We start from the raw sequence: 19,655 nt of genomic DNA, 5'->3' as shown, positions 1-19,655 counted from the left end.
CCGACGGCCCCTCTCCCGGATGCGGGGGAGGGGCCGTCGGTCTTTCTACATCCCGAAGATCGTCAGATTCGCCGTCGTCAGGGCGGCGAGATTCACCCCGGACAAGGTCAGCGACGAGGTTCCGGAAACCAGCAGGACGTCGCTTCCGGCCTGCTGCATGGCAGCGAGGGCGTCGCCGGCGCTGGCGAAGCCGTGGACCTCGATCCGGTCGGCCGCCGCGTCGAAGTCGGTGACGGTCTGCGTGCCGGCCGGGCCGAAGACGAACAGGTCGGCGCCGGCCCCCCCGGTGAGTTGGTTGACGCCGGCACCGCCGTCGAGCCGGTCGTCACCGTCGCCGCCGTCGAGGGTGTCGTCGCCGGCTCCCCCCGTCAGGCGGTTGTCGAGCGTGTTGCCGGTGCCGCTGAAGTTGCCGGTGCCGATGAAGGTCAGCGCCTCGACGTCGTGGGTGCCGAGCGTCAGGCCCGACAGGGTGGTGCGGATCTCGTCGTAGCCGTTGCCGGCATCCTCCCAGACCTGATCCAGGATGTTGTCGACGATGTAGACGTCATCGCCGCCCATGCCCTGCATGCTGTCGTTGAAGGCCCCGCCGTCCAGTGTGTCGTTGCCGGCTCCGCCCTTCAGGTAGTTCGAGATGCCGTTGCCGGTGCCGGTGAAATCGCCGGTGCCGGTGAAGATCACATTCTCGACGTTGTCGCTCAGGCCGTAGGCGTTCAGCGAGGTGAACACCTCGTCGATGCCCGGCACCGCGTCCTCGACGACGACGTCGCCGATGTCGTCGACGATGTAGTCGTCGTGTCCGGCCCCGCCGATCAGGAGGTCGGCACCGAGGCCGCCGTCGAGCCGGTCATGCCCGTCGCCGCCGTCGAGCGTGTCGTCGCCGGTCCCGCCCGTCAGCCGGTTGTCGAGTGCGTTCCCGGTGCCGGCGAAGCTGCCGGTGCCGATGAAGGTCAGCGCCTCGACGTCGTGGGTGCCGAGCGTCAGGCTCGACAGGGTGGTGCGGATCTCGTCGTAGCCGCCGCCGGCATCCTCCCACACGATGTCCCGGTCGTTGTCGACGAAGTAGACGTCGTCGCCGCCCATGCCTCACATGGTGTCGCTGAAGGCGCCGCCGTCCAGGGTGTCGTTGCCGGCCCCGCCTTGCAGGTAGTTCGAGATGGCGTTGCCCTGGCCGGTGAAGTTGCCGGTGCCGGTGAAGATGACGTTCTCGACCATGGCGCCGAGGGTGTAGGCGTTGAGCGAGGTGAACACCTCGTCGATGCCCGGCACCGTGTCCTCGACGACCACGTCGCCGATGTCGTCGACGATGTAGTCGTCGTCCCCCGTTCCGCCGATCAGGGTGTCGGCCCCCGGACCGCCGTTCAGCGTGTCGTTGCCCGCGTAGCCGTACAGCGTGTCGTCCTCGGCGGTGCCGGTCAGGACATTGTTGAAATCGTCGCCAGTGATGACGGCCAAGATGCTTCTCCCTCCATGCTTCCGGCCGCCCTGTTGATCGCAAGGAAGAGACGGTGATGCGGGAATGGCAACCGGAGGAGGGTCATGGCGCCAAAGATAGCTGGATCGGGTCAACAGGATTTTTGCATCCTAAGATAGTTATCTCTCCCGTTTCGTTCGTTTTTAAAGAGAAATATTTCGCGGCGGACATTCTGTGGGTGTGGTGGCGCGTTCTCGCGTGCCATCGCGCGGACAGGCCGGTTCGTCGCGGGCCTCGCGGCCGGACCGTTGCGGTGTCGGGGCGGATGGGAGATGCGGTCGCCGACCGGCGGTCTTCAGATTCCGTCGAGCGCCAACTGTCCCGATGGCCGCGCCGTTCGGCTTCGGTTGTCTTTTTCCGGCTTTCCGGGCTTGGCAACCGCATCGCGGGCGGGTGGCTCGGCCGGTCTGCGCGGTTCGGCTGTCTTCGGCGCCGGCCGTTTCGGCGTGACGCCGACGCCCTTCCTGGCGCGGTCGCGGGCCTTGTCACGGGCGACGGCCTCGGGAGAGGCCGGGTCGCCGTCGAGCCATTTGCCCCGCTTGATGACCTCGTTCACCCGTCCCTGGTTGACGCCCAACTGGAAGGCGATCTCCTGCTGGGTCATTTCCGTGTTGCGATGGAAATACAGGATTTCCGCCGCCAGCTCCGGGGTCATCTTGCGCCCGGTCAGCCGGCGCGCCGGCCGGACCGACCGGGTGGCGCGGTCGCGCTCGCGCAGCGTCTCCAGAATCGCCAGGGCCGCGGTGTTGCCCGCCGCCTTCAGGGCGTCTTCGAACTCCTTCAAGGTCGCCATGCGTTTCCCCCGCCGTCTGCCGTTCAACCGGATGGAGTGGCCTCGCCAATCATAGCATGGCCATAACATGGGGTGGATGTTCGTGTTTTGGATTGTCCATCCGGCAGGCAATGGACAAAAATACGTTTTCTTCCGGACTCGGCGGCCCCGCCGTGTCGGGGCTGCGGTCAGCCGGCCAGCTTCTGGTGCTCCAAAAAGGCCGCCTTCAGCAACGCCTTCAGATCGTCGCCATACTGGTGGAAGCGCACCGAAAGCTGGCCGCGCTCCTCGTCGCGGTGGAGGACGAGCAGATCGGCGACCGCCGTCACCTCCTGCCGGTCGGCCATCGTCACGCGGGCCTGGAAGGTCTGGCCGCGGCGGTAGGGCTGGTCCACCGCCAGCAGGCACAGGCCGCCGACCGACCAGTTGCGGGTTGGAAACACCCCATGCTCGGTGTGGACCACCAGTCCGGGGCGGACGAAACGCTTCTGGCGCCGCCGCTCCTCCAACGGGGGCGGAGGGAAGGGCGTGACGCCGTCGGCGACGTCGATGCCGCTGCCCTCGATCAGCGCGTTGGTGAAGATCGCCCCGCGTACCACCGCTTCGCCCATCCGGGCGTCGCGCAGGTCGGCGTCGGAAAAATCGGCGCCGTCGAAATTGGTCGGCCACGCCCGCCCGCCCGCCAACTGCGCCGGGCCGGCGTCGGCACCGACCAGCAGCGCGTGCGACAGGTAGGCGCGGCGCAGCGTCGCCCCGCGCAGCACCGCGCCGCTGAGATCGGATTCGTCGAGGTCGATGTAGGACAGCTCCGCCATTTCGAGGCTCGCCTTGGTCAGGCGGGCGCCGGGCAGGCGGCAGCGTCGCAGCCGCGCGGCGGCCAGCGACCGGCCCTTGAGGTCGGCCCCCGCCACCGAGACGAGATCGAGGTCGAGTCGCGCGCCTTCCGCTCCGCCGCTGTCCACCCAGGCCTCGTGCCGGGCGACCAGTTCCAGGAACTCGGCGACCGGCATGGCGGTGTAGTTGGGCTGGACGATGGCGTCGGGCGGCAGGGCGAAGGGGATGTAGGTGCGCGTCAGCGTCGCCTGGTCCATCACCGTGTTGCCGAAGGTGGCGCCATCGAGCGTCGCCCCGCCGAAATCGGTGCCCATCAGCACGGCCGAGGTCAGTTCCGCCCCGGTCAGGTCGGCGTCGTTCAGATCGGCTCCGGTCAGGTCGCAGCCGGCGAAGTTGGCGCCGGCCAGGATCGACCGTTCCATTTTCGCCTCGGTCAGCCGGGTGGTGCCGGTGCCGCGCGTGGTCTTCTGGGTGTCGTCCAGCAGTTCGCCGGCGCGGAAATCGGCGCCGCGCAGGTTGGCGTCGGTCAGAAGCGCCCTGTGCAGGTTGGCGCCGCGCAGGTCGGCCCCGGCCAGCATGGCGGCGGACAGGTTGACCCCCTCCATGTCGGCGCCGAACAGGTCGGCTTGCGACAGGTCGGCCTTCACCATGCGCGCGTTGGACAGGTTGGCGCCGGCCAGCTTGGCCCCCGACAGGGCCACGCGTTCCAGGTTCAGCCGCGACAGATCGCGGAAGCTGAGATCGGCGCGCTTGCCGCTGGCCGGCCGCTTCAGCCACGCCTGATGGGCCAGGATGATCTTGCGGATCTCCTCGATCTCGTTCGGATCGCGTTCGGCCATGGCGTCGGTGGTCCCGGTTGCGTCTATGACGAAAGACAAGTGCCTCAACACAGCAAGATAGCCGTTCCACCCCTCCGCGTCACGGATTCGCGGTCGCCCGATCACGCTTGCGGTTCGGGATGGCCGAATGCCATGGCGGCGTGTTCAGTCGGGACCGTTCCTCCTCTCCCGGCGGAGACATCATCATGGGTGCAGGTCCGCATCACCGGACGCTGGATTGGCTCAACTTCTTTCTGGCCGATGTGCGCGACGGGCTGGGCCCCTATCTCGCCATTTACCTTCTGGTCGTCCAGCGTTGGGACGAGGCCAGCATCGGCGTGGTGATGTCCATCGGCGGCATCGCGGGCATCGTCGCGCAGATGCCGGCCGGCGCCCTGATCGACCGCACCCGGTGGAAACGGGCCGTCATGGCGGGTGCCGCCCTGCTGGTGACCGGCGGATCGCTGCTGCTGCCCCTGCTGCCGGGCTTTCCGCTGGTGGCGACCGTGCAGGCCGTCACCGGCGCCGCCGGCGCCCTGTTTCCGCCGGCCATCGCCGCCGTCAGCCTGGGGCTGGTCGGGCCGCGCGCCTTCACGCGGCGCATCGGGCGCAACGAGTCCTTCAACCACGCCGGCAACGCCGTGGCCGCCGCGCTGGCCGGTCTGGCCGCCTACGCCTTCGGCCCCATCGCCGTGTTCTGGCTGATGACGGCGATGACGGTCGCCAGCATCATCGCCATTGCGAGGATCGACGGAGCGGCCATCGACCACGACGTCGCGCGCGGGCTGGACGGCGAGGCGTTCCCTGCGCAGCGCCGCGCAGCGGGGCAGGGGCGGGACGAGCCGTCCGGGCTGGGCGTGATCCTGACCTGCCGCCCGCTGCTGATCTTCGCGGCCTGCGCCTCCCTGTTCCACTTCGCCAACGCGGCGATGCTGCCGCTGGTCGGCCAGAAGCTGGCGCTCCAGGACCGCAACCTGGGCACCACGCTGATGTCGCTCTGCATCGTGGCGGCCCAGCTCGTCATGGTGCCGGTCGCGGCGCTGGTCGGCGCCAAGGCGGATCTCTGGGGGCGCAAGCCGATCTTCCTCGCCGGATTCCTGATCCTTCCCTTGCGCGGCGTGCTCTACACCCTGTCGGACGCGCCCTACTGGCTGGTCGGCGTGCAACTCCTGGACGGCATCGGGGCCGGGGTGTTCGGGGCGCTGTTCCCGGTCGTCGTCGCCGATCTGACGCGGGGATCCGGCCGCTTCAACGTCAGCCAGGGCGCCATCGCCACCATGCAGGGCATCGGTGCCGCGCTGAGCACCAGCGTGGCCGGCCTTGTCGTCGTCCACGCCGGCTACAGCGCGGCGTTCCTCACCCTGGCGGCGGTGGCCGGCGTGGCGCTCGCGCTGTTCGCGCTGGCGATGCCGGAAACCCGGCCGGGCGCCGAGCTTTCCCCGGCGGTGCCGGCGCCGCAGCGCTGCTGACCGGGGGGCAAAGAAAAGGCCGCTCCCGAGGGAGCGGCCCTGGTTTCACGGTGTCGGCGCGGCTTGCGGCGGTCAGCCGGTCCGGCCGACCTTCTGGCGCAGGGCCTGGATCAGCCCGTCGATCTTGCCGCCGTTCTGCTGCACGACGGAGGCGAACTCCTGCCGCTGGGTCACGCCCATGCTGACATTCTCCACCACCATGTCGATGATCTTGTAGTCGGCGCCCTTCTTGCGGACACGCCAGCTCACGTTGATCGGCGGGCCGTTGGGGCGGACGATCTGGGTCGTGACCATGGTGTCGGTCTCGCCCTCCGGCGCGGTGCCGGCGATGCGGAAGGTCTCGCCCGAATACTCGATGAAGCGTTCGGCGTAGGTCGTGACGATCAGTTGCTCGAACAGCTTCTGGTATTCGGCCTGCTGGGCCTCGGTCGCCTGGTTCCAGTAACGGCCCAGCACCCAGCGCCCGATGTAGGGAACGTCGAAGCCCTGGTTGAGCAGAGTCCGGAACTTGACCAGCGCCTGGTCGCGCGGCGTGCTCTTGTCCGAGAAGGTGGCGATGGCGTCGTTCCCCAGCTTCTGGATGAACGCACCGGCTCCCGGATCCGCGTTTTGCGCGAAGGCGGGGGAGAGAAGGGGGCGCCCGGCCCAGCTGCTCACCGCGAGCAGGGCCGCGCACGCGACAAACAGGCGACGTGTCAGCATGGTAGGGTCAAAAGTGGCGGCTGGAGAGCCATTGTCAACGGTCTTCTGGCCAAGGGTGGAAAAGCGATCGCCGAAACAGCGGCGGCGGCGCCCGGTGGAGCGCCGCCGTCGGGAAGCCTCAGGGCTTCGGGGCCGTGCCGAAGTCCGGGAATTCCGGACCGCCGCCCGGCTTGTTGGCGATGTCCGCCCGGCGCTGCTGCTGGTGCAGGCTGCGCACCGTGGCGTAGAAGTCGAGCGAATTGCGGCGCAGGTCGTCCACCGACTTGAGCACTTCCGACCGGCGGTCGACGGCGCTGACGCCGGCGCGGGCCATCATCAGGCCCTGGCCGTCATGGGCGTAGGCCCAGATGCGGACCGGATCGGCGACGGTGTCGACGCCATAGCCGGCGGCGTCGCGCAGATTCGACGGCCCGAGCAGCGGCAGCACCAGATAGGGGCCGTCGCCGACGCCCCAGACCGCCAGGGTCTGGCCGAAATCCTCGGGCCGCTCGGGGATGCCGGCCGCCGTCGCCACGTCGGCGAGACCGCCCGCGCCCAGCACGGTGTTGGTCAGGAAGCGGCCGGTGGCGAACTGCGCGCCCTCGAAATTGCCCTGAAGCAGGTTGTTGGCGATGTAGAGCGGCGACATCAGGTTGTCGATGAAGTTGTGGATCGCGTCGCGGACGGGATCCGGCACCAGCCCGACATAGACCTCCGCCGCCGGGCGCAGGGCCAGCACGTCGACGGCCTCGTTGGCGGCGAACACGAAGCGGTTCGGCACTTCCAGGGGGTCGTTGACCTCATAGGCGGCGTCCGAGTCGGCCGGCCGGTTGGCGCAGGCCGTCGCGGTCAGGGCCAGGACGGCGACGGTGGCCGAACGGAGGAGGGAGCGGGAGAGGCTGGCCAGCTTCATGGTGCGTCGGCTCTTTGTGTGAAGGCTCAACTCGGGTCGGATCGCCGGCCCGTCCAACCATCATCCGAGGACTCCCGCGGCTGGAGTTCCCAAACTCTGGCAAGGCGGCGGCGCGTTCATGGTGAAGACTGTGCGAGAAATCGTCCAATTTCCACCTTTTCGTGGACTAACACAGGCTTGGCCGTTTGACCAGTGCGGGCGGCGGCCCGGTCTCAGCTCCGCCCGGAGGCTGTGATACCGTTGCCGCACCGGAAATCCGCGGGTTGTCCGGGGATGCGCGGTGAAAAACGATTTACGACGCATAAAGATATCTTTATATCTGTATCCGAAGCTGCGGGTGCGCCGCGGCCCGGAAACTTGATCCGGGCGGGCGATTCGGGATGGATGCGGGGCGATGGACAATCTGCTTGCGACTCTGAAGGCGGCGGCGGAGACCACACGGCTCCGGCTGCTGGCGCTGTGCGCGCACGGCGAGCTGACGGTGACCGAGCTGACCCAGATCCTGGGCCAGAGTCAGCCGCGCGTCTCGCGCCACCTGAAGCTGCTGTGCGACGCCGGGCTGCTCGACCGCTTCCGCGAGGGCACCTTCGCCTTCTACCGGCTGGCCGAGAAGGGCGCCTCGGCGGAGCTGGCGCGCGTGCTGGTCGACGCCATCCCCGACAGCGACCCGACCCTGACGCTGGACCTGGAGCGGCTGGAGGCGATCAAGCGCGGCCGGTCCGAGACCGCCGCCGCCTATTTCCGCGAGAACGCCGCCCGCTGGCACGAGATCCGCTCCCTGCATGTGGCGGAGGACGAGGTCGAGGCCGCGCTGCTGCGCCTGTTCCCGGCCGGCGGCCCCGATGGCAAGGCGGTGGAGGAGTTGCTGGACATCGGCACCGGCACCGGCCGGATGCTGGAGGTGCTGGGGCCGCGGGTTCAGCGCGCGGTCGGGGTGGACCAGTCGCGCGAGATGCTGGCGGTGGCCCGCACCACGCTGGAGGAGGCCGGCCTGCGCCACTGCCATGTGCGGCAGGCCGACATGTACCAGCTTCCCTTTCCGAGCGGCTCCTTCGACGCCGCGGTGATCCATCAGGTGCTGCACTTCACCGAATCGCCGGCCGAGGTCGTCGCCGAGGCGGCGCGCGTGCTGCGCCCCGGCGGCCGGCTGCTGGTGGTCGATTTCGCGCCCCACACGCTGGAGACGCTGCGCGAGGAGCACGCGCACCGCCGGCTGGGCTTCGCCGACCAGGAGGTCGCCGGCTGGTGCCGCCAGTCGGGCCTGTCCTGCGGCCCGGTGGCGCATCTGCCGGGCGATCCGCTCACCGTCTCCATCTGGCCGGCGACCCGCCTCGCGGGCGCGCCGGCCGCCGTCTCCCAACCCGCCCTTTCGCACAGCGGAGCCACGTCATGACCGCCACCCCGTCAGTCAGCTTCGAATTCTTCCCGCCGAAGACGGAGAAGATGGAGCAGAGCCTGTGGCAGTCGATCCAGCGGCTGGCTCCGCTTGCCCCGAGCTTCGTCTCGGTGACCTACGGGGCCGGCGGCTCGACGCGCGAGCGGACCCACGCCACCGTCACCCGCATCCAGGCGGAGACCGGCATCCCGGCCGCCGCCCACTTCACCTGCGTCGGCGCGACGCGGGACGAGATCGATTCCATCGCCCGCAGCTATTGGGACGCCGGCATCCGCCATCTGGTGGCGCTGCGCGGCGACCCGCCGGAGACGGCGGGGGGCGTCGGCGGCCGCTATGAGCCGTTTCCCGGCGGCTACGCCTACGCCGCCGATCTGGTGGCGGGGATGAAGCGCATCGCCGATTTCGAGATCTCGGTCGCCGCCTATCCGGAGAGCCATCCGGAGGCGCCGAGCGCCCAGTTCGACCTCGACAACCTCAAGCGCAAGGTCGACGCCGGGGCGACCCGCGCCATCACCCAGTTCTTCTTCGACAACGACGCCTATTTCCGCTTCCTCGACCGCTGCGCCGCGGCGGGCATCCATGTGCCGGTGGTGCCGGGCATCCTGCCGATCACCAATTTCGCCCGCGCGGTGGAGTTCGCCGGCAAGTGCGGCGCCTCGATGCCGGCGAAGCTCGCCGCCACCTTCGAGGGGCTGGACGCCGATCCGGAGACCCGGCAGCTCGTCGCCGCGACGGTGGCGGCGGAGCAGTGCCAGGCGTTGCAGGCGCAGGGAATCTCGGACTTCCATTTCTACACGCTGAACCGCTCCGACCTGACCATCGCCATCTGCCGCATGCTGGGGGTGAAGGCCAAGGCGGCAACCCCGGCGCCGGTCGCCGGCTGACGCGGCCCTGTGCTAATCTCGGGCGTGGTGGCGCGGAGGGTGGATGCCATGGACAGCCGGATCGGGTACGACACGGATTTCCTCGCCTGGACCGAGGAGCAGGCCCGTCTGCTGCGCGAGGCCGCGCGCGAACGCATCAACACGCCCATCGATTGGGAGAACGTCGCCGAGGAGATCGAGAGCATGGGCCGGTCGGAGTTGCGCGCGGTCGAAAGCGCGCTGGTCCGTGTGATCGAACACCTCCTGAAGCTGGAACACTCGCCGGCTGTCGAGCCGCGTGGTGGATGGCGCTGGTCGGTCCGTGAGCAGCGCGATCAGGCCAACGATGCGCTGGACGACAGCCCGAGCCTTCGTGGCAAGCTGGACCTCGGCAAAGCGTACCGGCGTGGTCGCGACTACGCCATCGACGGACTGGAGCAGGATCGGATAGCCGTCGAGCTTGCCCTTACCGATTGCCCTTACACCCTCGACCAAATCCTCGATCCCTACTGGTGGCCGGTCAACCGCCACGATCTTTCCTGACTTTCGAACACCCGCCCAAAGCAACGGATAAGAACTCTCCCCATGGCTCACATCCTCGACACTCTGCGTGACCGCGTTCTGCTGTGCGATGGCGGGTTCGGCAGCCGCATCCAGGCGCTCGACCTCGACGTCGAGAAGGATTACTGGGGGCACGAGAACTGCACCGACATCCTGCCGCTGTCGCGCCCCGACATCGTCCGCGAGATCCATCGCGGCTATTTCGAGGCCGGGGCCGACATGGTGGAAACCGACACCTTCGGTGCCTCCCCGGTCACGCTGGGCGAGTTCGGCATCGCCGAGAAGGCCTTCGAGATCAACCAGCGCGCCGTCGAGCTGGCGCGCGAGGCGGCTTCGACCTTCACCGACGGGCAGCCGCGCTTCGTCATCGGCTCGGTCGGGCCGGGCACCAAGCTGCCCAGCCTGGGCCACATCGCCTACCAGCCGCTGGAGGACAGCTTCTTCGTCCAGGCCGCCGGCCTGATCGCCGGCGGCGCCGACGCCATCCTGGTGGAGACCTGCCAGGACCCCTTGCAGATCAAGGCCGCCGTCAACGGCATCAAGCGCGCGCGGGCCGAAGCCGGAGCCGACACGCCGGTCTTCGTGCAGGTGACGGTGGAGACCACCGGCACGCTGCTGGTCGGCACCGACATCGCGGCGGCGGCCACGGTGATCCAGGCGCTCGACGTGCCGCTGCTCGGGCTGAACTGCGCCACCGGCCCGCTGGAGATGAGCGAGCATGTCCGCTGGCTGTCGCAGAACTGGCCGGGGCTGGTGTCGGTGCAGCCGAACGCCGGCCTGCCGGAACTGCTCGACGGCAAGACCCATTACCCGTTGCGCGCCGACGATTTCGCCCATTGGCTGGAGCGCTTCGTCACGGAGGACGGGGTGAACCTCGTCGGCGGCTGCTGCGGCACCAATGTCCCGCACATCGCGGCGGCGAACCAGATGCTGCGGAAGCTGGCGCCGGCCGGCGCGCACCGCCCGAATCCGAAGGGCCGCACGGTGCATTGGGTGCCGGCGGTGGCCTCGCTCTATTCCCAGGTCACGCTGCGCCAGGAAAACGCCTTCTTCGCCATCGGCGAGCGCTGCAACGCCAACGGCTCCAAGAAGTGGCGCGAGCTTCAGGAGCGCCATGACTGGGACGGCTGCGTCGAGATGGCGCGCGAGCAGGTCAAGGAGGGCTCGCATTCGCTGGACGTCTGCACCGCCTTCGTCGGCCGCGACGAGGTGGCGGAGATGGACGCGGTGGTCTCGCGCTTCGTCGGTTCGGTGACGGCGCCGCTGGTCGTCGATTCCACCGAATACATCGTGCTGGAGAAGGCGCTGGCGCTCTATGGCGGCAAGGCGATCCTCAACTCGATCAATTTCGAGGACGGCGATGAGCCGGCCCGCAAGCGTCTGGCGCTCGCCAAGAAGTTCGGCGCGGCGGTGATCGCGCTGACCATCGACGAGGAGGGCATGGCGAAGACTCCCGAGCGCAAGCTGGAGATCGCCAGGCGCCTCTACGACCTCGCCGTGAACGAGTACGGGCTGGCGCCGGCCGACCTGCTGTTCGACCCGCTGACCTTCACCATCGCCACCGGCAACGAGGACGACCGCAAGCTCGGCGTCTGGACGCTTGAGGGCATCGAGGCGATCGCCCGCGAGATGCCCGGCTGCCAGATCATCCTCGGCCTGTCGAACATCTCCTTCGGCCTGAACGCGGCGGCGCGCCATGTGCTGAACTCGGTGTTCCTCGACCACGCGGTCAAGCGCGGGATGACCGGGGCCATCGTCCACGTCTCCAAGATCCTGCCGCTGCACCAGATCCCCGAAAAGGAGGTGAAAACCGCCGAGGATCTGATCTTCGACCGCCGCGCCGAGGGGTATGATCCCTTGCAGGCCTTCATCGCGCTGTTCGAGGGCCGCAAGGCGGCGGACGCCAAGAAGAAGGCGCGCGCCGAGACGGTCGAGGAGCGGCTGAAGGAGCGCATCGTCGACGGCGACCGCACCGGGCTGGAGGACGACCTCGCCGAGGCGATGAAGACCCACCCGCCGCTGGAAATCATCAACACCTACCTGCTCGACGGCATGAAGGTGGTCGGCGAGCTGTTCGGCGCCGGCAAGATGCAGCTTCCCTTCGTGCTTCAGTCGGCCGAGACGATGAAGGCCGCCGTGGCATGGCTGGAGCCGCACATGGAGAAGATCGACGGCCAGCAGAAGGGCACGCTGGTGCTGGCCACCGTGAAGGGCGACGTCCACGACATCGGCAAGAACCTCGTCGACATCATCCTGACCAACAACGGCTACAAGGTGATCAACCTCGGCATCAAGCAGCCGGTGACGACCATCATCCAGGCCGCCAAGGAGCACAAGGCCGACGCCGTCGGCATGTCCGGCCTGCTGGTGAAATCCACCGTGGTGATGCGCGAGAATCTCGCCGAGATGACCCGCGAGGGGCTGGAGGTGCCGGTGCTGCTCGGCGGCGCCGCCCTGACCCGCGCCTATGTCGAGGGCGACTGCGTGGCCTCCTACGGCTCGGGCCGCGTGGCCTACGCCGGCGACGCCTTCGATGGGCTGACGCTGATGGATCAGGTGGTCGGCGGCAGCTTCGACCAGCAGCTCGCCATCCAGCAGGCCAAGCGCGCCGGCAAGGCGGTCAACCGCCGCCGCGTGCTGGGGCAGGCGACCAGCGCCGCCACCGGCCCGGTGGACAAGGACGCCGTGCGCGCCCGCCGCCGCCGGCTGGCCGAGGGCGTGCCGGTGCCGACCCCGCCCTTCTGGGGGCCGAAGCTGATCGACCATGTGCCGCTGAAGACGCTGGTCACCTACCTGAACGAGCGGATGCTCTACCAGCTCCAGTGGGGTTACCGGAAGGACGGCAAGTCCTTCGAGGAGTTCAAGGAGTGGGCGAAGAAGGAGCTGCGGCCGGTGCTCGACCGCATCCTGCGCATCGCCGCGACCGAGACCATTCTGCGGCCGACCGCCGTCTACGGCTATTGGAAGGCGGCGGCCGACGGCAACGACGTCATCCTGTTCGAGGAGGACGGGATCACCGAGGCGGCGCGCTTCTCCCTGCCGCGTCAGGCCAAGGAGGACGGCGAGTGCATCGCCGACTTCCTGCGCGACGTGACCGATCCGGAGCGCGACGTGCTCGGCCTCCAGGTCGTCACCATGGGCCAGCATTGCGCCGAGGTGGCGCGGGAATGGTTCGCCGAGAACCGCTACCAGGATTACCTCTACCTGCACGGCCTGTCGGTGGAGATGACCGAGGCGATGGCGGAGTACGTCCACGCCCGCATCCGCTCGGAGCTGGGCTACGGCGCCGAGGACAGCCGCGACAAGGAGAAGCTGTTGCAGCAGTCCTACCGCGGCTCCCGCTACAGCTTCGGCTACCCGGCCTGCCCGAACCTGAAGGACCAGGAGCAGCTTCTGAAGCTGCTCGACGCCGGGCGGATCGGCATCGAGATGTCGGACGAGGATCAGCTCCACCCGGAACAAAGCACGTCCGCCATCGTTCTTCATCATCCGCGCGCCAAGTATTTCAGCGTTTGAGCGAGCCGGAGGAGGCTCGAACGGAGAGGAGGGATCGAACGGCGGTGCTGCTTTCGAATCGTGGCGATTCCTCCGCCCATCATGAGACGATTGGAGGCTGGAGCGACCGAGGAGGGTGAGGCCGGAGAAGGCCGGCGGGAGTGGGCGGGCATGGAAGCTGGAGGGGGCGGTTTCCCCTGTCTTGCGCCGGCACGCCCTCCCGCGGATATTCCTATGGCGAAGCCCTTGAAATGAATCTAGGCTAGCCCACCGATGACCGGGCGCGGGCCGAGGCAAGATGGTCTGTGTGTGGGAAGGTGGGCTTCCGCGTAACATCGAAAGGTGTTGTTGATGCCGGTTGTCATCATGGATCGACGGCTTCAGCGCCGTATAGGGCCCGGGGCCATGCGGCTGATCCGCCGCTCGGATGAGACCGATGGAACGGTGATGGTGTCGGCCCTGGTCGAAGTCGACCGGGCGGCGAACCTGAGCGTGCTGCGCGAGGATGTGGAGCGGCTCGGGGGCAGAATTTCCCACCAGTTCGAACGGCCCTCCCTGATGACCGTTGCCATTCCAGTGAAGCGGTTGTTCGAGCTGGCCAGCTTGGACGAGGTGTCCTACATCGAGTCGGATTCCCCGTTTCGTTGAAGGGGGGCTGCCGAAGCGCTCCCTCCGGCCATTTCCGCTTTTCCCGCCGGTGACCTCTTCCGCCTCGTCTCCCGCCTTGGGCTGCCCCGGCTCTCCCCGTTCCGATAGCGGATCCCCCGGAGAGGGGACCGGAGGCGGCCTGTCGCTTCGGATCAGATCAGTTTCAAGAGCGCGTCGACGTTGAGGATGCCCGCCCCGACGAGTTCGGGATTGGCCTTGGGAAGCGGGGTCGCCGAGGCCATCAGCATTTTTGGGATCACGCTGCTGCGGAGCTTTGGATCGGCTTCGAGCATCAGCGCGACGGCTCCCGTCACATGGGGCGCGCTCATGCTGGTTCCGGTCATCGCGATGCGGGCCGGCGGGGTTCCGGCGTTCGAGGAATGGATCGCGGTGCCGGGGGCGGCCAGGTCGGGCTTGGAGCGCCCATCGCGGGTCGGCCCCTGGCTGCTGCTGGAGGCGACGATTTGCTTCCTGTGATCGTAATTTCCGACGGCGATCACACGGCGGCTGGTCCCCGGCGTCGTGAGGGTGCAGCGCTCGTCCGTGTCACCGCTCGTGAACACCGACTGCGCCCATGGCACGTCAGCGGCGGTTTCGATCCAGGCGTGATAACGCCCATCGGCCACGGCGACGCTGCACAGTTCAACGGCCCAATCGTCGTATCCGGACGCGGTGGCGAGGTGCGTCGTTTCGACCGTGATCGCGATCTGCGCATCACCATTCCTGTCGGTGAAGCGGACGGCGTTGATGTCGGTCTTGAAGTTCTTCGACGTCCCGCTGTGGGCCGTGTTGGGATCCATGGGATCCACCCAATTCGTGGCGAAGCCATTCGGACCATGCAGGCGCACCTTGAAAACGTCGCGCGACGAGTGCCAGATTTCCATGCGATGGGGGTGAAGACGAACGAGCTTGCCGGTCTGGCTCATGATGCTCGTGCCGCCGTTCGCGATTTTCCATTTCACAAGGCGTGTGCTGCCCGGCCCCGGCATGATCCCCGACGCATGGGTCCCGAGATCTCTTGCATTCCCGGCGGCGGCGACCACGGCCCGGCCCCGATGACCCGTGAGATAATCGTCGATGGTCTGCTCGACGGCGCTTTCGCCGTCATGGCTGCCGCCGTTCTGCCCCAGGCTGAGATTGATCACGCAGGGGCGCTTCAGCCCGGCCGCCTTCTTGAAGATGTAGGAGATCGCTTCCACGAGATAGGTGGAATCGGTGATGGTTTCGCCGTTGATTCGCTTTGGGTGGACGAGGATCAAATCCGCGTCGGGCGCCATTCCGACATAGGTGCCGGCCGGATGGGACGGGCAGGTCTGGCGCCCGTTGCCGGCGGCGATGCCCAGAACATGGGTGCCGTGGCTGCCGCTTTCGGGCCGGTGGCGGACGCTGGTGAAGGGATTGGCGCCATTGACCGCCTTGCTGATCGCGGCCTGGTCGTATTCGACGCCCACGCCATGTCCGGCGGGCGCATGCTCGCCCGCCTGAGGGGAAAGGGTCTGATCCCAAAGGAACAAAATCCGGGAACACTCCTTGCCGCCGCTGTCCAGGCGGCAAAAATCACGGGACGTGAAGTCGAACCCCCAGTCGATCACGCCGATGATCGTGTTCTTGCCGGTCAGACTGCTTGCGGACGCGCCGTGGGTCGGCTTGGTTCCCTTGACGAAGCGGACCGAGCTGTCGAGTTGGGGGGACACGGCCCGAGGCGCCTCGATGAACTGCACCTCCGGCAGGTCGGTGAGCTGCCAAAGGTCGGCGGACGGCAGTTCCACTACGCAGATGCGATCGGTGATCCTGACGCAGGCGTATCTCTCGAGGGCATCCGGCAGCCGGTCGCCCGCCAGATAGACGATCGCCCGGATCGTCGCGTCGGGGGTGTCTTCCGGCCATTCCGCGCCATCGGCGCTTCGGTCGTCCCCGTGTCGATGGTCCCCGTATTGGTCGCCCTCGTGCGAAGCGGCCGCTTTCGGCATGGCGGCCTGATCGTCATAATGGGGAGGCGCAGCCAACCGACCGAACAGGGCGTCCAACTTTCGATGTCCGGTCATGCGTCCAACTCTGCGCTGTGCCGTTAACAAGCGGGTACACCTTAGCTAAAGTGCCGACGATTTCAAAGAATGTTCCGATAGGCGAACGGCCTGTCCTGGGCCTGACGCCGACGGGTTTCGGCGCCCCGCTGCAATGGGCGGCTGTGGGGCGCCGCCGGGGAATTCCGTGCCGCGCGCCGCGCCGCAACCTTCGAGGATGTCTGCGTATGACCATGCTTTCCGGCGGAATCATCACCGGCACTCCGCTCGACCTGCACCGGGCCACCGTCCGGCCGGAGTGGATCGACTACAACGGCCATATGAACGTCGCCTATTACCTGCTGGCTTTCGATCAGGCGACGGATGCGGCGCTCGACCGGTTCGGGCTCGGCAAGGCCTATGTGGAGCGGGACAAGCGCTCGCTGTTCGTGGTCGATGCCCATCTGACCTACGCGCGCGAGGTGACGGAGGGGACGCCGCTGCGCTTCGCCACTCATGTCCTGGGGGCGGACGGCAAGCGGCTGCACCTGTTCCACCAGATGCACCACGCGGAGCAGGGCTGGCTGGCGGCGACGGCGGAGTTCATGCTGCTGCATGTCGATCTGGAGCAGCGGCGCACCTGCCCGTTCCCGGAGGCGGTCGCCGCGACGTTGGCGGCGCAGGCCGCCGCGCACGCCGTCCTGCCGCGCCCGTCCCAGGCCGGGCGTGCGGTTGGGCGCCTCGCGCCATCCGATTGATGCGTCCGATTGACGCGCCCGGTCAACGCGCTGGGGGATGTTGTCCTGGGCGCGGCCATCCCCATCTGTTGAAGGATGAAGCTTCGTTTCGCCCCCCGCCTGTTCGCCGTCGCCGCCCTGGCGTTCGTGTCGATCTCCGTTCCGGCCCTCGCCGATTGCACCGATCCCGCCGGGCCGAAGGTGGCGTGGCGGCGCTGCTCCTTCGAAGGGCAGACGATGACGGGAGTGGCGCTGACCGGCGCGATGCTGCGCGACACCAGTTTCCAGCGCTCCACCCTGGCCAACGCCGATCTCAGCGAGGCCGACGGCTATCGTTCCAAATTCATCAGCACGGCGGCGCCGGGGGCGCGGTTCGACCGGGCGAGGCTGATCGAGGCGGACTTCACCCGCGCCGACCTGACGGGAGCCTCCTTCCGGGACGCCGATCTGCGCAACGCCAAGTTGATCGGAGCGACCCTGGCCCGCGCCGACTTCACGGGCGCCAAGCTGGGCGGGACGGATTTCCGCCACGCCGACCTGTCGGGGGCGCGCTGGATCGACGGCGCGCGCATCTGTGCGGAAAACTCGGTCGGCCAGTGCAACTAAAGAGATTGGTTGCCTGAAGTCTCGCAACAGAACGCGCTTGCCGAAACGGCCAAGCCCGCGTATCGTTCGAGATCGAATTGTTTCTTCGACAGGCGGCGCCGGTGACCAGCAGGGATGAGTTCGAGAGGGCCAGCGCCTTGGCCGGCAGGGCGCTGGATCGTATGTTGGCTGACCGCCTGCCGCCGAGCCCGGAACACTTCACCCTCTGGTACGTCTATTTCAGCGGCCAGAATCCGGATTTGACCCGCGCGGTGGACATCGCCAGCCGCGACGGCATCGCCCTGTCGCAGAGCCTGTGCGAGGAGCTGTTCAAGCGCTTCTTCACGCTGGACGCCGAGGTCCAGGCGATCCGCGAGACTTCCGACAAGGCGCGCTACGCGCTGGGCCGCATCCTGGAGCAGCTCGGCAGCGTCGGGTCGGAGACCGAGCGCTACGGCCACGCCCTGAGCGGTTTCCAGGACGAACTGACCCAGCCGCTCGGTCTGAACGACCTGCGCGCCATGGTCGCCGCCATCGCCGCCGAGACCGCATCCATCGTCGAGCGGCAGACCGCGCTCCAGCTCCAGCTCCAGGAATCGAGCCACCAGCTTGCGGAGATGCGGGTCAGCCTCGACAGCGCGCGGCGCGAGGCGTTGACCGACGGGCTGACCGGCATCGCCAACCGCAAGGCCTTCGACCTGATGCTGCTCGACGCCATCGACGAGGCCGGGCGCGACGGGCAGCCGCTGTCGCTGCTGATGCTCGACATCGACCATTTCAAGACCTTCAACGACACGCACGGCCATCTGGTCGGCGACCATGTGCTGAAGCTGGTCGCCCGCATGCTGACGGAATGCATCAAGGGCCGCGACACCGCCGCCCGCTATGGCGGGGAGGAGTTCGCGATCATCCTGCCGCGCACCAGCCTGGACAACGCGGCGAAGGTGGCGGAGCAGGTGCGGACCTTCGTCGGCGGGCGGCAGATCGTCAACAAGGCGCGCAACGCCAATTACGGCACCGTCGCCCTGTCGGTCGGCGTCGCCCAGTTCCGGCCGGGCGAGGGGATGAACGCCTTCATCCGCCGCGCCGATCAGGCGCTCTATGGCGCCAAGCGCGGCGGACGCAACCGGGTGCAGGTGGAGGCTTAAAGTTTCGTGCGTTTAATAAGAAACGCCCGAAACTTTAGCCTTTTGATGACGAGCGGATTCACGCTCCAAACCGATTCCGGTTTTACGCGATCCGCTCTAGCCGCCCGCCCCGACGGACAGGCGGCGGATCACCGCCTGGCTGTCCCGCAGCAGGTCGGCGACGATCTCCGCCGCCGGGCGGCGCTTCGCCATGCGCAGCCCCTGGCCGCTCCAGAGCGACAGGAATTCGGCGCGGCCCTGCTGGGCGGCGGCGGTGCGCAACGGGCGGGTCAGCGCGTTCTGGAGCGGGAAGGGCAGGACCGCCGCGTCCGCGTCCGGATCCTCGACCCGTTCCATGAATCGATTGAGGATGCCGCGCGCCGGCCGGCCGGAGAAGGCGTGGGTGATGCGGGTCTGATCCTCACTGGCGTCGAGGATCGCCTGCTTGTGGGCGTCGGGCGCGCCGGCCTCGTCGCTGGTCAGGAAGACGGTGCCGAACTGCACCGCGACCGCTCCCAGCGCCAGGGCGGCGGCGACCCCGCGCCCGTCCATGATGCCGCCGGATGCGATGACCGGCACCCGCACCGCGTCGGCGACCTGGGGAACCAGCGCCATCGTGCCGACGAGGTTCTCGGCCGGATCGCCGAGGAAGCTGCCGCGATGGCCCCCGGCCTCGCTGCCCTGTGCGACCACCGCGTCGACGCCGGCCCGCTCCAGCGCGACGGCCTCGGCGACCGTGGTGGCGGTGCCGATCACGCGCAGGCCGCGCGCCTTGGCCGCCTCCACCGCCTCGGCGGGCGGCAGGCCGAAGGTGACGCTGAAGGCGGCCGCGCCGCTGTCGAGCAGCGCGGGCATCTGCGCGGCGAAGGCGTCGCCAGGATAGGCCGGCGCCGTGGGGGCGGGCAGGCCGAGTTCGGCGAAGAAGGGCGCCACCCGCGCCAGCGCCTCCTTCGTGACCGGCGAGGGGGCCGGTTCCGGCAGGGGGGCGAAGAGGTTGATGCCGAAGGGCAGGGCGGTGCGGGCGCGGATGTCGCGGGCGCGCTCGGCGATCTGTGCGGGGCCGAGGTAGGCGGCGCCGACGAAGCCGAAGCCGCCGGCCTCGTTGACCGCCGCGACCAGGGCGGCGGTGTCGCCGCCGCCGGCCATCGGCGCCTGAATGATCGGGGAGCGCAGCCCCAGACGTTCCAAGGTTTCCGTGTGCGCGGGCATCGCCGCCTCCGTCCGTTGGTCGTTGGCGGCGATGCTACGCCCGCCACCCCATCACGACCAACGACTTGTTCAG

Annotated in this window: 17 protein-coding genes; 9 read left to right on the top strand and 8 right to left on the bottom strand. The window is 68.4% G+C overall.

All coding sequences use genetic code 11. From position 1 onward, the window contains the following. Positions 1 to 45 precede the first annotated feature (45 nt). The 4 genes from JN22_RS28510 to JN22_RS28495 form a co-directional block, all read right to left on the bottom strand. Positions 46 to 1,080 (bottom strand): calcium-binding protein, encoded by a 1,035-nt coding sequence (locus JN22_RS28510; protein WP_085557089.1) that lies wholly within the window; start codon positions 1,078 to 1,080, stop codon positions 46 to 48. 3 nt (positions 1,081 to 1,083) lie between these two features. Then, positions 1,084 to 1,452, bottom strand: a complete 369-nt coding sequence (locus JN22_RS28505) for a calcium-binding protein (protein ID WP_179166250.1) — start codon at positions 1,450 to 1,452, stop codon at positions 1,084 to 1,086. Between the two features lie 314 nt (positions 1,453 to 1,766). Continuing rightward, complete coding sequence (locus tag JN22_RS28500) at positions 1,767 to 2,264, bottom strand: hypothetical protein (protein ID WP_223677926.1); 498 nt, start codon at positions 2,262 to 2,264, stop codon at positions 1,767 to 1,769. A gap of 167 nt (positions 2,265 to 2,431) precedes the next feature. Then, the gene (locus JN22_RS28495; RefSeq protein ID WP_085557087.1) at positions 2,432 to 3,916 is read right to left on the bottom strand and encodes a pentapeptide repeat-containing protein; all 1,485 of its coding nucleotides are present in this window, start codon (positions 3,914 to 3,916) and stop codon (positions 2,432 to 2,434) included. Between the two features lie 185 nt (positions 3,917 to 4,101). Between JN22_RS28495 and JN22_RS28490 the strand changes: the two genes are divergently transcribed. Further along, complete coding sequence (locus JN22_RS28490) at positions 4,102 to 5,364, top strand: MFS transporter (protein ID WP_085557086.1); 1,263 nt, start codon at positions 4,102 to 4,104, stop codon at positions 5,362 to 5,364. A gap of 72 nt (positions 5,365 to 5,436) precedes the next feature. On the opposite strand, the gene JN22_RS28485 is transcribed toward JN22_RS28490, so the two are convergent. Together JN22_RS28485 and JN22_RS28480 are read right to left on the bottom strand one after the other, a co-directional pair. Continuing rightward, positions 5,437 to 6,066, bottom strand: coding sequence for an MlaC/ttg2D family ABC transporter substrate-binding protein (locus JN22_RS28485; RefSeq protein WP_085557085.1), 630 nt, complete (start codon positions 6,064 to 6,066; stop codon positions 5,437 to 5,439). A 118-nt stretch (positions 6,067 to 6,184) separates the two neighbouring features. After that, a complete protein-coding gene (locus tag JN22_RS28480; protein WP_085557084.1) occupies positions 6,185 to 6,958 on the bottom strand; it encodes an MlaA family lipoprotein in 774 nt (257 codons plus the stop codon). Between the two features lie 394 nt (positions 6,959 to 7,352). Between JN22_RS28480 and JN22_RS28475 the strand changes: the two genes are divergently transcribed. The 5 genes from JN22_RS28475 (at position 7,353) to JN22_RS28455 (ending at position 13,921) form a co-directional block, all read left to right on the top strand. Next, positions 7,353 to 8,351, top strand: a complete 999-nt coding sequence (locus JN22_RS28475) for an ArsR/SmtB family transcription factor (RefSeq protein WP_085557083.1) — start codon at positions 7,353 to 7,355, stop codon at positions 8,349 to 8,351. Continuing rightward, on the top strand, positions 8,348 to 9,238 hold the full coding sequence (metF, locus tag JN22_RS28470) for a methylenetetrahydrofolate reductase [NAD(P)H] (protein WP_085557082.1): 891 nt from the start codon (positions 8,348 to 8,350) through the stop codon (positions 9,236 to 9,238). The genes JN22_RS28475 and metF overlap by 4 nt, the downstream gene beginning before the upstream one ends. A 48-nt stretch (positions 9,239 to 9,286) precedes the next feature. Then, positions 9,287 to 9,760, top strand: a complete 474-nt coding sequence (locus tag JN22_RS28465) for a DUF29 domain-containing protein (protein WP_085557081.1) — start codon at positions 9,287 to 9,289, stop codon at positions 9,758 to 9,760. Positions 9,761 to 9,802: 42 nt separating this feature from the next. Further along, positions 9,803 to 13,294, top strand: coding sequence for a methionine synthase (metH, locus tag JN22_RS28460; protein WP_085557080.1), 3,492 nt, complete (start codon positions 9,803 to 9,805; stop codon positions 13,292 to 13,294). Between the two features lie 384 nt (positions 13,295 to 13,678). Continuing rightward, positions 13,679 to 13,921: a hypothetical protein gene (locus JN22_RS28455; protein ID WP_143268521.1), complete on the top strand. Its 243-nt coding sequence runs from the start codon at positions 13,679 to 13,681 to the stop codon at positions 13,919 to 13,921. Between the two features lie 152 nt (positions 13,922 to 14,073). Here the strand turns inward: JN22_RS28455 and JN22_RS28450 are convergent, their stop codons facing one another. Beyond that, on the bottom strand, positions 14,074 to 15,948 hold the full coding sequence (locus JN22_RS28450) for a S8 family serine peptidase (protein WP_179166249.1): 1,875 nt from the start codon (positions 15,946 to 15,948) through the stop codon (positions 14,074 to 14,076). Between the two features lie 224 nt (positions 15,949 to 16,172). Between JN22_RS28450 and JN22_RS28445 the strand changes: the two genes are divergently transcribed. The 3 genes from JN22_RS28445 (at position 16,173) to JN22_RS28435 (ending at position 18,394) form a co-directional block, all read left to right on the top strand. Further along, positions 16,173 to 16,682 (top strand): thioesterase family protein, encoded by a 510-nt coding sequence (locus JN22_RS28445; protein ID WP_223677925.1) that lies wholly within the window; start codon positions 16,173 to 16,175, stop codon positions 16,680 to 16,682. Positions 16,683 to 16,757: 75 nt separating this feature from the next. After that, complete coding sequence (locus tag JN22_RS28440; RefSeq protein WP_085557077.1) at positions 16,758 to 17,267, top strand: pentapeptide repeat-containing protein; 510 nt, start codon at positions 16,758 to 16,760, stop codon at positions 17,265 to 17,267. Positions 17,268 to 17,368: 101 nt separating this feature from the next. After that, a complete protein-coding gene (locus tag JN22_RS28435; RefSeq protein WP_143268519.1) occupies positions 17,369 to 18,394 on the top strand; it encodes a GGDEF domain-containing protein in 1,026 nt (341 codons plus the stop codon). Between the two features lie 96 nt (positions 18,395 to 18,490). Here JN22_RS28435 and JN22_RS28430 read toward each other — a convergent pair whose 3' ends face one another. After that, positions 18,491 to 19,582 (bottom strand): NAD(P)H-dependent flavin oxidoreductase, encoded by a 1,092-nt coding sequence (locus JN22_RS28430; RefSeq protein ID WP_085557075.1) that lies wholly within the window; start codon positions 19,580 to 19,582, stop codon positions 18,491 to 18,493. Between the last annotated feature and the right edge of the window lie 73 nt (positions 19,583 to 19,655).

The sequence above is a fragment of the Azospirillum agricola genome (genome assembly GCF_020005195.1).
GTDB lineage: Bacteria > Pseudomonadota > Alphaproteobacteria > Azospirillales > Azospirillaceae > Azospirillum > Azospirillum agricola.
This window is presented reverse-complemented; position numbering and strand designations above follow the sequence as displayed.